At 65.2% G+C, this 14,622-nt stretch carries 7 protein-coding genes and 1 riboswitch; of the genes, 4 read left to right on the top strand and 3 right to left on the bottom strand.

From position 1 onward, the window contains the following. Positions 1-36 precede the first annotated feature (36 nt). The 3 genes from edd to zwf form a co-directional block, all read right to left on the bottom strand. Positions 37-1,854 carry a phosphogluconate dehydratase gene (gene edd / locus OUZ49_RS19880; RefSeq protein WP_266152358.1) on the bottom strand — a complete coding sequence of 606 codons (1,818 nt, stop codon included), beginning with the start codon at positions 1,852-1,854 and terminating at the stop codon, positions 37-39. Positions 1,855-1,924: 70 nt separating this feature from the next. Then, positions 1,925-2,629 (bottom strand): 6-phosphogluconolactonase, encoded by a 705-nt coding sequence (gene pgl, locus OUZ49_RS19875; protein ID WP_380003426.1) that lies wholly within the window; start codon positions 2,627-2,629, stop codon positions 1,925-1,927. 144 nt (positions 2,630-2,773) lie between these two features. Further along, positions 2,774-4,240, bottom strand: a complete 1,467-nt coding sequence (zwf, locus tag OUZ49_RS19870; protein ID WP_266152356.1) for a glucose-6-phosphate dehydrogenase — start codon at positions 4,238-4,240, stop codon at positions 2,774-2,776. A 218-nt stretch (positions 4,241-4,458) separates the two neighbouring features. On the opposite strand from zwf, the gene OUZ49_RS19865 reads away from it, so the two are divergent. The 4 genes from OUZ49_RS19865 to OUZ49_RS19850 all read left to right on the top strand — a co-directional run bounded on the left by OUZ49_RS19865 (position 4,459) and on the right by OUZ49_RS19850 (position 14,364). Further along, positions 4,459-5,211 carry a GntR family transcriptional regulator gene (locus tag OUZ49_RS19865; RefSeq protein WP_266152355.1) on the top strand — a complete coding sequence of 251 codons (753 nt, stop codon included), beginning with the start codon at positions 4,459-4,461 and terminating at the stop codon, positions 5,209-5,211. 35 nt (positions 5,212-5,246) lie between these two features. Continuing rightward, positions 5,247-5,478, top strand: a riboswitch (cobalamin riboswitch). A 128-nt stretch (positions 5,479-5,606) separates the two neighbouring features. Beyond that, positions 5,607-7,505 (top strand): TonB-dependent vitamin B12 receptor, encoded by a 1,899-nt coding sequence (gene btuB, locus OUZ49_RS19860; RefSeq protein WP_266152354.1) that lies wholly within the window; start codon positions 5,607-5,609, stop codon positions 7,503-7,505. Positions 7,506-7,709: 204 nt separating this feature from the next. Beyond that, positions 7,710-10,871 carry an efflux RND transporter permease subunit gene (locus OUZ49_RS19855; protein ID WP_266152353.1) on the top strand — a complete coding sequence of 1,054 codons (3,162 nt, stop codon included), beginning with the start codon at positions 7,710-7,712 and terminating at the stop codon, positions 10,869-10,871. A gap of 337 nt (positions 10,872-11,208) precedes the next feature. Then, positions 11,209-14,364 carry an efflux RND transporter permease subunit gene (locus tag OUZ49_RS19850; protein ID WP_266152352.1) on the top strand — a complete coding sequence of 1,052 codons (3,156 nt, stop codon included), beginning with the start codon at positions 11,209-11,211 and terminating at the stop codon, positions 14,362-14,364. Positions 14,365-14,622 lie beyond the last annotated feature (258 nt).

Here is a 14,622-nt window from a genome sequence, read left to right as displayed (position 1 = left end):
CGTGATGTCGAAGAGGGTCGGTAGGCGAGCCTGGCGTTACAGCACGCCAGCGCCGAGGTCGGCGGTGGTCGCTGCCTGGCGGAAGATGCCGAACAGCTCGCGCCCCATGCCGAATGCGTGCGTGGTCAGATCGGCCGTGGCCGGCACGCGCGAGGCGAACTCGATCGCTTCCACCAGCACGTCCAGTTGCCCGTGCACGGCGTCAAGGCGGACGATGTCGCCGTCGCGAATACGCGCAATGGCGCCGTCGGCCTTGGCCTCCGGCGTCACATGGATGGCGGCCGGCACGCGGCCGGACGCACCCGACATGCGGCCGTCGGTAAGCAGGGCGATGCGATGGCCGCGGTCCTGCAGCACGGCGAGGGTCGGGGTCAGCTTGTGCAGCTCCGGCATGCCGTTCGCCTGCGGGCCCTGGAAACGCACCACGGCGACAAAGTCGCGATTCAGCTCGCCGCGCTCGAACGCCTTGCGCACGTCGTCCTGGTCGTGGAACACGATGGCGGGCGCCTCGATCACCAGGCGATCGTCAGGCACCGACGACACCTTGATCACGGCGCGACCCAGGTTGCCGCTCAACATGCGCAGGCCGCCATCGGCGCGGAACGGTTCGGCGACACCGCGCAATACACCGCGATTGCCGCTTTCCTTGGAGACGGGCTTCCACGCCAGCTTGCCGTCGGCATCCAGCTGCGGCACCTGCGTATAGCCGTCCAGACCGGTGCCGAACACCGTGCGCGCGTCGCCATGCAGCAGGCCCTGGCTCAGCAGCTGGTCGATCAGGAAGCCCATGCCGCCGGCTTCGTGGAACTGGTTCACGTCGGCGTAGCCGTTCGGATACACGCGCGCCAGCAACGGAATCACCGACGACAGCGCATCGAAATCGTCCCAGCGCAACTCGACGCCCGCGGCACGCGCAATCGCCACCAGGTGCAACAGGTGGTTGGTGGAACCGCCGGTCGCGTGCAGCCCGATCACACCGTTGATGATGGCGCGCTCATCGATGATGTGGCCCAGCGGCAGATGCGAGGAACCGGGCTCGCTGAGCTCGGCCACGCGATGCACGGCCTCGCGCGTAAGCGCGTCGCGCAGCGGCGTGTCCGGCGCCACGAAGCTGGCGCCCGGCAGGTGCAGGCCCATGATCTCCATCAGCATCTGGTTGGAGTTGGCGGTGCCATAGAACGTGCAGGTGCCGGCCGCGTGATAAGCGGCGGCTTCGGCCTCAAGCAGTTCGGCGCGGGTGGCCTTGCCCTCGGCATAGGCCTGGCGCACTTTCGACTTCTCTTCGTTGCTGATGCCGCTGGGCATCGGGCCGCTGGGAATGAAGATGCCGGGCAGGTGACCAAAGCTCAGCGCACCGATCAGCAGGCCGGGCACGATCTTGTCGCAGATGCCGAGGTAGAGCGCCGCATCGAACATGTCGTGCGACAGCGAGACGGCGGTCGCCATGGCAATCAGGTCGCGCGAGAACAGCGACAACTCCATGCCGGCACGCCCCTGGGTCACGCCATCGCACATCGCCGGCACGCCGCCCGCCATCTGCGCGGTGATGCCGGCTTCGCGTGCGACTTGGCGAATCAGTTCGGGATAGCGTTCGTACGGTTGGTGCGCCGACAACATGTCGTTGTAGGCGTTGATGATGGCGAGGTTGGGCGTGTGGCCTTCGCGCAGGCGTGCCTTGTCCGAGCCCTCGCAGGCGGCGAAGCCATGCGCGAGATTGCCGCAGGAAAGGCGCTCGCGATGCGTGCCGGAACCCTTCGCCGCATCGATGCGACGCAGGTAGGCGGCACGCGAGTCGCGGCTGCGCTCGCGCAAACGCTCGGTGACTTCGGCAACCACGGGGTGAAGCACGTTCATGATCAAACTCCGGATAAGTCATGCGGCGCACGCCATGGCGCGCCGACTACTGAAGGGTTCCGCCAATGCCTCAGGGGCACCAATACACGGCGACGGGCACGCGTTGCTGGGTCAGCACGGCGCGCACCGGATAATTCGCGGCCTCGCCCACGCCCTGGCGGGCATGGGCCAGCAGCTCGCGCTTGGCTTCGCCCTCGATGTGCAGATAGAGCGCGCGCGTGTCGAGCAGGGCGGATAGCGTGAAGGTGATGCGGGGTTCACCGGCGCCGGCCGCACGCATGGGCAGCACGTGCACCGGATTGTTCGGATCCAGCGCTTCGGGCAAACGATCGCCGCCGGGAAAGAACGAGGCGGTATGTCCATCGTTGCCCATGCCGAGCACGACGGCATCGAACGGCAGCGCCAGCGACGCCATCCGTGCACGTACCGTGGCGAGCCCGGCTTCCGGCGTCGGCGCATCGGCATACAGGGGTACGAACTGCGCTGCCGACGCCGCGTGCTGCAGCAGGGTCGCCTTCAGCATGCCCGCGTTGGAGCGTTCGTTGCTCTCCGGCACCCAGCGCTCGTCGACGAGGGTGACCTGGACCTTCGACCAATCCAGCGCCTCGCGCGACAGCCGCTCGAACAGGTGACGGGGCGTGCTGCCGCCGGAAACGGCGAGCAGCGCCCTGCCGCGTTCGGCGATGCCTTCGCGCAGACGCGCGGCGAGCTGTTCGGCCAGCGCAACGGCCAAGGCCTGGTTGTCGGTGAAGCTATGCGTGATTAGGTTCGACATGAGAGACATGGCGTAGGCAGGGTGGGGCTTCGCGGTGAACTCACGCATGCCCCGCCGTACAAGAATCCTTGAAAGTCTAGGCAGGGCCCCGCGACGCTCAGGTGAATCACCCTCGCGTCACGGTGGCGGGTTGCGGTGAGCGGATTACTCACTTTCCTCGTTCCAGGTGCGGCCATCGCGCTCGATCAGCGCGACGGCAGCGCTGGGACCCCAGGTGCCCGAGGTGTACGGACGCGGCGTCTCGCCGCTGTCCGCCCATGCGGCAAGAATGGGATCGGCCCACTGCCAGGCCGCTTCCACTTCGTCGCGACGCATGAACAAGGTGGGGTTGCCGCGCACCACGTCGAGCAGCAGGCGCTCATACGCGTCGGGCTGCTGCACGCCGAAGGCTTCGGCAAAACTCATGTCCAGCGGCACGTGGCGCAGGCGCAGGCCACCCGGACCCGGATGCTTGATGGTGAGCCACAGCTTGATGTCTTCGTCCGGCTGCAGCCGCAGCACCAGGCGATTCTGCGCAAGTACGCCAGCCGCCGGATCGAAGATGGAATGCGGCACCGCCTTGAACACCACGGCGATTTCCGACACGCGCTCAGGCAGACGCTTGCCGGTGCGCAGGTAGAACGGCACGCCGGCCCAGCGCCAGTTGGCGATCTCGGCCTTCAGCGCCACGAAGGTCTCGGTGTTGGACTTGCCGCTGGCGAGCTCGTCGAGGTAACCCGGCACGCTCTGGCCTTCCGCCGCACCAGCGCGGTACTGGCCGCGCACGGTGAGCTGGGCGGCATTGCTCTCGTCGATCGGCTTGAGCGAACGAAGCACCTTGAGCTTTTCGTCGCGCACCGCATCCGGTTGCAGCGACGAGGGCGGCTCCATCGCCACCATGCACAGCAGCTGCAGAATATGGTTCTGCACCATGTCGCGCAGCGCGCCGGCGCGGTCGTAATACGCGCTGCGCTGGCCGACGCCGAGCGTCTCGGCCACGGTGATCTGCACGTGGTCGATGTGTTCGGCATTCCACAGCGGTTCGAACAGCACATTGCCGAAGCGCAAGGCGAGCAGGTTCTGCACCGTTTCCTTGCCGAGGTAATGGTCGATGCGGAAGGTCTGCGATTCCTCGAAGACGTGGCCGACGGCGTCGTTGATCTGGTTGGCGCTGGCCAGGTCGCGGCCGATCGGCTTTTCCAGCACCACCCGGGCGCGGCCCTTGTTCAGCCCATAGGAACCTAGGCGATTGCAGATGTCGACGAACAATTCCGGCGAGGTGGAGAGATAGAACACGCGGATGTGCTCGGGCTGCTCGCCGATCAACGCTGCGAACGCATCCCAGCCGTCGTCCTTGCGCGCATCGAGCGAGCGATAGCCCACCTGGCCCAGGAAGGCCTCGATCTTGGCCGCGTTGCCACCGCCTTCCTGCAGCGCCTTGCGCAGCGAGGCACGGTAACCGTCGTCATCCAGGCCTTCGCGGGCGATGCCGATGATGCGGCTGGAAGCGGGGATCTGGCCATCGACGAAACGGTGGTACAGGGCGGGCAGCAGCTTGCGAACGGCGAGGTCGCCGGTTCCGCCAAAAATCACCAGGTCGAACGGCTCGACCGGCAGGGGAGAAGCAGTCACTTCAGTCACCTCAAAGGCGATGCGGGGAGCGGGCACAAGGCACTGGGCCCGTGCGGTGCCTAGGGATCGTACCAGTGACATACCAGGTAACACCAGTTCTCCGTGACACCGCGCGAACCCGCCTGGCGTAACGGTTCTTATCGAAAATTGGTAAGCCCGGAAAGTCCCGCCAAATCACCCGATTGCCATACTGGTATGGTCATTGGTATCGTTCCACCATGGAAACCGCCCTGGTCAATGAATACCGCCGCCTGAGCCGAGACCCGGCCACCAGCCAACCGCTCGCCTACCTGCGCCTGCGCCGGGCGATCCGCAACGTGGTGGAACACCGCGATATCGAGCCGGGCCAGGCCTTGCCCAGCGAGCGCGACCTGTCGCGCCTGCTGGAGCTGTCCCGCGTGACGATCCGCAAGGCCATCGCCGGCCTGGTCGAGGAAGGCCTGCTGAACCAGCGCCACGGCGCCGGTACCTTCGTGGCCGAACGCATCATCAAGCCGATGTCGCGGCTCACCAGCTTTACCGAAGACTTGCGCGCACGCGGCCTCAACCCGCGTTCGGAGTTCTTCGAAAGAGGCGTGGGCGAGGTGACGCCGGAAGAATCGATGGCGCTGAACCTGTCGCCTGGCGTGTTGGTGGCGCGCCTGCATCGCGTGCGCTATGCGAAGGAAGAACCGCTGGCGATCGAGCGCAGCGTGGTGCCCGCCAGCATCCTGCCGGATCCGATGGTGGTGCACGACTCGCTCTACCAGGTGCTGGAAACCCTGGGTTGCCGCCCGCGCCGCGCCCTGCAACGGCTGCGCGCCGTCTCGCTTGGCGCCCAGCAGGCCCGCCTGCTACACGTGCCGGTGGGCAGCGCCGGCCTGAATATCGAGCGGCGCAGCTTTCTCGATGACGGCCGCGTGGTGGAGTTCACCACCTCGTGGTATCGCGGCGATATCTACGACTTCGTGGCTGAGCTGCAGACCGACTGAAGCGGGGCTTGGTTGCTGCTGGCCGGGGATAACCTTAAAATTGTGTTTGTTCGGGTGTCCTGCGGCGTACCTCCACAGGATGAAACGGGAAGCCGGTGCACGCTGCCAACGCAGCCATTCCGGCGCTGCCCCCGCAACGGTAAGCGCGTGATTCGAACCTGACGGCGACATGCCACTGTGCCTCGGCACGGGAAGGCGCCCGACGGTGCATGCAGCGGATGCATGCCGCTCGCAAGCCCGGAGACCGGCCCGACACGTAACGGATGGCTCGCGGTGGGCGAGGCCGGACGTCGTGTCATGGCGCCTCCTGCCTGCCCGCCGTTCTGCTCCCCCTGTGACCGTCCGACCTCTGGAAGTCAGGTGTCGCGCGCGGGTGCGCGGCCACAAGGAACCGCATGAACAAGACTCTGCTGGCAGCCGCGTTGCTGTCGTGCACGATGGCCGCGCAGGCCGCCGATACGAACGCGCCGCAGTCACTGTCCACCGTGATCGTCACCGCCACGCGCACCTCGATCACCACGGACGAGGCGCTTTCCTCGGTCACCGTGATCACCCGTGCGGATATCGAGCGGCTGCAGCCGGCCTCGGTGCACGACCTGCTGGTCGGCTTGCCGGGCGTGACCTTTACCCAGACCGGTGGCCTGGGCCAGCAGAGTTCGCTGTTCCTGCGCGGCACCAATTCCACCCATGTGCTGGTGCTGATCGATGGCGTGCGCATCGGCGCAGTGGGTGCAGGCCTGCCGGCATTCGAACAGATTCCGGTCGACCAGATCGAGCGCATCGAGATCGTGCGCGGTCCGCGTTCCAGCCTGTACGGCGCCGATGCGATCGGCGGCGTGATCCAGATCTTCACCCGCCATGGCCAGCAGGACGGCAAGCTCTCGCCGTCGCTCAGCGTGTCGGCCGGCAGTCATAGCTACATGGACGGCCATGCCGGCCTGTCCGGCGGTGACTCGCATTCCTGGTTCAACGTGGGTCTCGGCGGCCAGTACACCAGCGGTATCCCGGCCTGCCGTGCCGGCGCGGCGGAGGCGGGCGCCGGCTGCTTCGTCGACCAGCCGGGCGACAATGCCTTCCGCAACTGGAACGGCATGGCCAACGGCGGCTATCGCTGGGACAACGGCACCGAACTGTCGGCAACGTGGCTGCGCAGCAAGAGCTTCGTCGAATACGCCGGCAGCCCCTACAGCGGCAACCAGGCGGTCAACCAGCAGATCGTCTCCGGCGCACGCCTGAGCTTCACCCCGCTCGACGCCTGGAAGGTGACGCTCAATGCCGGCCAGAGCAGGGACGATTCGTCGACCTACTTCCAGGGAGTCTACAACGACATCTTCGCGGGCACGCAGACGTATTACCCGCGCACGCCCAGCGGCTATGCCGACTCGCGCCGCAACCAGGCCTCGTGGCAGAACGACATCACCCTGGACACCAACCAGCTGCTGACGGCTGGCGTCGACTATCAGCAGGAATACATCAACAGCGACACCGGCTACCTCAACAGCAGGCGCGAGGACACCGGCGTCTATGCGCAGTACATGGGCACCTTCGGTCGCAACGAAGTGCAGGCATCGGCGCGCCATGATCACAATGATCAGTTCGGCAACCACAACACCGGTGCACTGGCATGGGGCTACAGCTTCGATCACGACTTGCGCCTGTCGGCCAGCTACGGCACGGCCTTCCACGCGCCGACTTTCAATGACATCTACTACCCCTACGGCCTGGGCAATCCCAACCTCAAACCGGAGAAGTCGCGCTCCGGCGAACTGGGCCTGAGCCAGAAGCAGGAGCTGTGGAACTGGGCGGTGAATGTCTACCAGACCAAGATCGACGACCTGATCGCGCTGGATAGCAACTTCGTGCCGCAGAACATCAGCCAGGCGCGCATCCGCGGCGTTGAAGGCCAGCTGGGCGCGAATCTCGACGGTTGGCAGGTGCAGAGCTACCTCACCCTGCAGCAGCCCAAGAGCACGGCGAGCCCCTATGACGGCAACCTGCTGCCGCGACGTCCGGAGCAGACGGCGCGCGTCGACCTGGATCGCCGTTTTGATGCCTTCGCCATTGGCGCCACCTTCTTTGCCTCCGGCAAGGCGTATGACGACCTGGCCAACCAGCATCGCCTCGGCGGTTACACCACCACCGACCTGCGCGCGAGCTACGCGTTCCTGCCCAACTGGCGCATCGAGGCCAAACTGGCCAACGTGTTCGATCGCAACTACGAGACGGTCTACTACTTCAACCAGCCGGGGCGCACCTGGTTCCTGACGCTGCGCTATAACCCGTCGACGCGTTGATCGGCCCTGCCGGCACCTCACGGGTGCCGGCAAGCAGAACCATCGACATCCCGGCTTACGCCGGGATGTCGATGCCAGATCATCCATTCCTTACGGCACATTCGCCGTCACACGATTGCGTGCATAAAGGCGACCGAGGGCACGCGTACGCGTCCCGCAAGTCGGTGCGACAGGGGCGCGTCGACGACAACGGTCAGGATGCCCGTGAACCTTTTCGCGCCATTGATACGTCGCCCGATCGGCACTTCGCTGCTCGCGCTCGGCCTCGCCCTGGCAGGCTTGTGGGCCTACCTGTTGCTTGGCGTGGCGGCGCTGCCGGCGATCGAATTCCCCGGCATGGTGGTCTACACCGAGGTGCCGGGCGCCAATGCGCAAACCATGGCGTCGACCGTGGCCGCACCGCTGGAACGCCACCTTGGCCGCATACCCGGCATCAAGGAGATGCATTCGGAGAGCAACGACGGCTCGACCTCGATCCGCATCCTGTTCAACTTCGGCAACAACACCGACAAGCTGGCGCGCGACGTGCAGGCGGCGATCAATGCGGCCCGGGTCGACCTGCCGTCGAGCATGACGGTGCCGCCCCGTTACTACAAATTCAACACCGCCAATATTCCGGTCCTGCTGCTCTCGCTTACCTCTGAGACAGTGCCGCCGGACAAGCTCTACGACCTCGCCGACACCCTGATCAATCCGGCGCTCGCGCAAATTCCCGGTGTGGCGCAGGTGCGCGTCATCGGTGGACGACCGCGGGCCGTGCGGGTGGAGCTCAATACCGTCGCGCTCGCCGCCAAGGGGCTGACGGCGAACGACGTGGCCAATGCGTTGCGCGCCGCCAACGTGACTTCCCCGCAAGGCACGCTGAGCGACGGTCGCACGCAGATGACCGTGACGGCCAACGATGCGCTGCACAACCCGGAAGAATTCGGCAACCTGCTGATCGCGATCAGCAAGAATGGCGCACCGGTGCGGTTGTCCGATGTCGCGCACGTGGTCAGCGGCCAGCAGGATGAGTACCAGGCGGCCTGGTTCAACAACCATCGCTCGGTGGCGATCCGCATCGCCAAGCGCCCCGAAGCAAACGCCGTGGCGACCGCCGATGCGGTGCGCGCCAAGCTGCCGCAGATGCGCGCCTGGCTGCCCGCTGACCTGCAGATCACGCCGATCTTCGACCTTACCCAGACCACCAAGTCCGCCCTCCACGAAGTGCAGGTGGCCTTGATGCTGAGCGTGCTGATGGTGGCCCTGGTGATGCTGGTGTTCCTGCGCCGCATCGGCCCGATGCTGATTGCCATGCTGAGCGTGCCGCTATCGCTGGCGGGCGCCTTCGCGGTGATGTGGACCCTGGGCTATACGCTCAACACGCTGTCGCTGATTGCGCTGGTGCTGTGCATCGGCTTCGTGGTCGACGATGCGATCGTGGTGATCGAGAACATCGTCCGTCATATGGAAAAAGGCGCGCCGCCCTTGGAGGCAGCGCTGGTCGGCGTGAAGGAGATCGGCTTTACGGTGGTCTCGATCACCTTGTCGCTGATTGCCGTGTTCGCCCCGCTGTTGTTCGGCAACAACCAGTTCACCCTGCTGCTGCGCGAGTTCTCGGTGACGCTGACGGCTGCCGTGGTGATCTCGGCGATCGTCTCTTTGTCGATAACCCCTGCGCTGTGCGGACGCTTCCTGCCAGCGGAGGAGAGCGGCACGCGCGTGCCGGGTCGCCTGGAGCGAACCATCGAGCGCTTCGACCTCGGCATGCAGCGCATCTACGCACGCGCGCTGGATTGGGCCATGCGGCATCGTCGCCTGATGCGCTGGCAACCGATCATCCTGCTGGTGCTGACCGTGGTGATGGCGACCGGCGTGGTGAAGCTGTTCGGTTTCAATTTCATGCCGCCGGAAGACATCGGCATGATCCAGGGCGATGTTCGCGCCGATGCGAATATCTCGCCCACCTTGATGGCCGAGCGTGCCCAGCGTGCCTCGGCGATCATGAAGGCTGACCCCGCCGTGCTCGACGTCACCACCTTCCTCGGCAGCGACAACGCCGGCGGCGCGGTCGGCAACCAGGCCACCATGTTCGTGGATCTCAAACCGCGGGGCAGCGGGCCGGGGCAACGCTCAGAGCCGATCAAGGACATCATCGCGCGCCTGTCCAAGACCTACGAGAAATTGCCCGAACTGCGCGTCTCGCTGAACTCCATCGGCTTCTTCAACGACAACAACGACAGCAACCGTGGCAGCCAGAGCTTCGAGCTGGTCAGCAGCAACAACACCGACCTGCAACCGTGGGCGTTGAAGGTCGCGCAATTGATGCGCAAACGGAAGGAATTCCACGACGTCACCACCGATTACGACAGTATCGACAAACAGCAGATGCTGAAGGTCGACCGCGCCGCGGCAAGCCGCTTGCAGGTGAACATGGGCCTGATCGATTCGGCCCTCTACAACGCATTCGGCCAGAACCAGGTCTCGATCATCTATTCGGACATCAACCAGTACTGGGTGGTGCTGACCTCGTCGGCAGAGCACTCGATCAGTCTGGCTACGCTGCTCAACACCTATGTGCGCGGCGAGCAGGGCAATATGGTGCCGCTGTCAGCGCTGGCGCATATCGAGCCCAATGTCTCGCCGTCCCTGGTCATCCACACCAACCAGCTGGAAGCGACCCAGATCTACTACAACACCGAGCAGAACATGCCGACGGACAAGGCCATGGCGCTGATCGAGCAGATCGTGGCGGATGCGCGCATGCCCGCCGGCATCCAGATCGGCTATACCGGCGGCAACCAGCAGCTGCAGGAAACCCGCAGCAACGCGAACGTGCTGCTGATCGGATCGATCCTGGCCATGTACATCGTGCTGGGCATCCTCTACGAGAGCCTTGGTCATCCGCTTACCATCCTTTCCACCCTGCCGGCCGCGGGAGCCGGCGCCTTCCTGGCGATGTTGGCGACCGGCCTCTCGCTGTCGCTGATGGCGATCATTGCGATCCTGATGCTGATCGGCATCGTCAAGAAGAACGCGATCCTGATGGTCGACTTCGCCCTCGTCGCCCAGCGCGAACACGGCTTGTCGCCGCCGGAAGCGATTCGTGAGGCGGCCCTGGTGCGCTTCCGCCCGATCACCATGACCACCCTGGTGGCGATGGGCGCGGCGCTGCCGCTGGCGATCGGTTTTGGCATTGGTTCGGAAATGCGCCAGCCGCTGGGCGTGGCCATCGTCGGCGGCCTGCTGGTATCGCAGCTGCTGACCCTGCTCAGCACCCCCGCCATCTACCTGTGGAATTACGACCGCAAGGAGCGCAAGGCCGCGCGCAAGGCGAAGCGTGCGGCGAAACGGGCGTTGGCGGGAAAACTGGAGCCTGCCGGTTAAGAGCAGGGGTCCGGGGCGCGTGGTGAGGGCGCAGACACCGGCCGCTGCGCAAGACTTGCGGTTAGCTGACGATCCTCGCCTAGGGCCTGTGGGCCCCCTCTCCGTTCGGTCATACGCCCTCGCTACTCACCCCCATTCCCTTATTTTCCCGCCCCCCTGTCTTCCGGCAGGGACCGACTTCAGGCACATTCGCGTGTCGTGTCAACGCAGGCATAAAGTGCAGCATGACTGCGTATTCCGCCTACGACGTGCGTGAACGCACGCCTTCAACGCCCCATGGCCGCCTCCCCAGCAGCCATGAGGCTGTGCGCAGCCTCTAACCGGTATGGAAACCTGAGTGAACATCTTCGCGCCCCTGATTCGCCGCCCCGTAGGCACGTCACTGCTCGGGCTTGGCCTGCTGCTGGCGGGCCTGATCGCCTATGGCCTGCTTGGCGTGGCGGCGTTGCCGTCGCTGGAGATTCCCGGCGTCTTCATCACGGCGTCGCTACCGGGTGCCAGCGCGCAGACCATGGCCTCTACCGTACTCGCGCCGCTGGAGCGCCACCTGGGCCAGATCCCCGGCGTCGAGGACATGTACGGCAATGCCACCGAGGGCGCCGCCACCATCCAGATTCGCTTCAACTTCGACCGCAGCGCCGACAAGGCCGCCCGTGACGTGCAGGCGGCGATCAATGCCGCCCAGGCCGACCTGCCGGTGCTGCCCAACCCGCCGCAGTACTTCAAGTTCGATACCTCGCAGATTCCCGTGCTGCTGGTGTCGCTGACCTCCACCAGCCTGCCGCCGGACAAGCTCTACGACCTTACCGACACCTTGCTGAAGCCGGCCGTCTCGCAGATTCCCGGGGTGGCTCAGGTGCAGGTCTTCGGTGGCACGCCGCATGCGGTGCGGGTGGAGCTGGATACCAATGCGCTGGCGGCCAAGGGACTGACCGCGAACGACGTCCGGAATGCACTGGTCGCGGCGAATGTCACCTCGCCCCAGGGCATCCTGAGCGACGGCCGCACCCAGATGACGGTGACCGCGAACGATGGACTGCGTGAACCGGAGGAATTCGCCAAGCTGCTGATTGCCGAGCGCAACGGCGCGCCGGTGCGCCTGTCCGACATAGCCAAGGTGACCAGCGGCCAGCAGGATATCTACCAGGGCGCGTGGTTCAACGGCCAGACCACCGTCGCCATGCAGATCAGCAAGCGCCCGGAAGCGAATGCCGTGGCCACAGTGGAAGAGATTCGCGCGCGCCTGCCCGAGTTCCGCCAGTGGATGCCCGCGGACGTACAGATCACGCCGATCTTCGATCTCACCCAGACCACCAAGTCGGCCCTGCATGAAGTTCAGGTTGCGCTGATGATCAGCGTGGTGATGGTGGTGCTGGTGATGCTGGTGTTCCTGCGCCGACTGCGCCCGACCCTTATCGCCACACTGAGCATTCCGCTGTCGCTGGCCGGCGCCTTCGTGGCGATGCTGGCGCTGGGCTACACGCTCAATACGCTGTCGCTGGTGGCCCTGGTGCTGTGCATCGGCTTCGTCGTCGACGATGCCATCGTGGTGATCGAGAACATCGTGCGCCACATGGAGCACGGCGAGGCGCCGCTGCCGGCGGCACTCGTCGGCGTGCGCGAAATCGGCTTCACCGTCATCTCGATCACGCTGTCGCTGGTCGCGGTGTTTGCGCCGCTGCTGTTCGGCAACAACCTGATCATCATGCTGCTGCGCGAGTTCTCGGTGACACTGGCGGTGGCGGTGATCATCTCGGCCCTCGTCTCGCTGACCCTGACGCCGGCGCTGTGCGCCTATTTCCTCAAGCAGGACCAACCGGGCGAACGCACGCCAGGCCGCATCGAACAGGCGCTGGAACGCTTCGATCGCAATCTGCATCGCATCTACGAGCGTACGCTGGACTGGGCCATGCACCACCGCCGGCTGATGCGCTGGCAGCCGCTCATCCTGTTGCTGCTCACCGTCGGCCTGGGCATCGCGGTGGCCAAGACCGCCGGCGGCAACTTCATGCCGGAAGAAGACATCGGCATGATCCAGGGCGACATCCGCGCCGATGCGAACATTTCGCCCACGTTGATGGGCGAACGCGCACAGCTCGCGGCCGACATCATGAAGGCCGACCCGGGCGTACTCGACGTGCTCACGACCTTGGGCAGCAACGATGGCACCGGCGCGGTCGGCAACGCTGGCAGCATGTTCGTGGACCTGAAGGCGCGTGGTAGTGGTCCGAACGATCGGCATGACAGCGCGAAAGTCGTGATGGATCGTCTTTCGAAAAAGTACGACTCCCTGTCAGGCATCAAGGTGTCCCTGAGCCTGGTGCAGTTCCTTGGCGGCGGCGGCAGCGGCGACAAGGGTGGCCAGTACGAATTCCAGCTGATCGCGACCAATGGCGAGGACCTGCAGCCATGGACGCTGAAGATGGTGCAGAAAATGCGCAACACCAAGGAGTTTCGCGACGTCGGCAGCAACTTCGACCTGGTCGGCAAGCAGCAGCTGATGAAGGTGGACCGCGAGGCAGCCAGTCATCTGCAGGTGAGCATGGGTGATATCGATACCGCCCTGCTCAATTCGTTCGGCCAGCGCCAGGCATCGCTGATCTATTCGGACATCAATCAGTACTGGGTGGTGCTTACCTCCAACCAGGCCGCCTCGCTGAGCCCGGAAGCGCTGCTCAACCTGCGCGTGCGCAATGCGCAAGGCCTCATGATTCCGCTGTCGGCCGTCGCGCATATCGAGCCCAATATCAGCCCGATGCGCGTGCGCCACCACAACCAGTTCCAGGCCTCCACCATCAATTACAACCTGGCGCCGAAGATCGACCAGCAGGCCGGCGTGAAGCTGGTGGAGAACACCGCCATCGGCGTGGGCCTGCCGGCTGGCGTGCATGTGGAATTCACCGGCCAGAACGAGCGCCTGCAGAAGGCCAAGTCCAACGGCATGGTCTTGCTGTTCGCCTCCATCGTGGCCATGTACATCGTGCTGGGCATCCTCTACGAGAGCCTGGGCCATCCGCTCACCATCCTCTCCACCTTGCCGGCCGCGGGCGCGGGCGCGTTCCTGGCGATGCTGGTGACGCAAACCCAGCTCACCCTGATGGCGATCATCGCGATCCTGATGCTGATCGGCATCGTCAAAAAGAATGCGATCCTGATGGTCGACTTCGCCCTGGTCGCCCAGCGCGAACGCGGGTTGTCACCACCGGAAGCGATTCGCGAGGCGGCGCTGGTGCGCTTCCGCCCGATCACCATGACCACCCTGGTCGCGATGGGTGCCGCGTTGCCGCTGGCGATTGGCTTCGGCGTGGGTTCCGAAATGCGCCAGCCGCTGGGCGTGGCCATCGTCGGCGGCCTGCTGGTGTCGCAGCTGCTGACCCTGCTCAGCACGCCGGCCATCTATCTGTGGAACTACGACCGCAAGCTTCGCAAGGCGGCGCGCAGGGAGAAGCGCGCAGCGAAGCGGGCGCTGAAGGCGCAGACGGCGGCGGGGTAAGCTCTCGCTTCTTCTGTTCGCTCGCAGGCACGCCTGTGTGAGTCCCGCGCCACCCGCTCTGCTCCTTCTCCCCTCCGGGGAGAAGGTTGGGATGAGGGGCGGGTGCTTGCGATCACGCTAAAACCAAGCGATATCGCCAGCTTGCCGCTTACGCAGCGGGCGTTTCGACTGCCTGCCGGCAGCCGAGTCACTTTTCTTTGCTGGCCCAAAGAAAAGTAACCCAAAGAAATGGCCTCTAGAGCTGGTAGCACTCCGTTG

The sequence above is a fragment of the Dyella halodurans genome, assembly GCF_026283925.1.
GTDB classification, from domain to species: Bacteria; Pseudomonadota; Gammaproteobacteria; order Xanthomonadales; family Rhodanobacteraceae; genus Dyella; species Dyella halodurans.
Note: the sequence above shows the minus strand (reverse complement) of the source record. Positions and strands in the feature narration are given on the sequence as shown.

Excerpts from the sequence above, each read along its gene's own strand:
- btuB (WP_266152354.1), top strand. The coding sequence starts at position 5,607 with ATGAACAAGACTCTGCTGGCAGCCGCGTTGCTGTCGTGCACGATGGCC.
- pgl (WP_380003426.1), bottom strand. The coding sequence starts at position 2,629 with ATGTCGAACCTAATCACGCATAGCTTCACCGACAACCAGGCCTTGGCC.
- edd (WP_266152358.1), bottom strand. The coding sequence starts at position 1,854 with ATGAACGTGCTTCACCCCGTGGTTGCCGAAGTCACCGAGCGTTTGCGC.
- OUZ49_RS19865 (WP_266152355.1), top strand. The coding sequence starts at position 4,459 with ATGGAAACCGCCCTGGTCAATGAATACCGCCGCCTGAGCCGAGACCCG.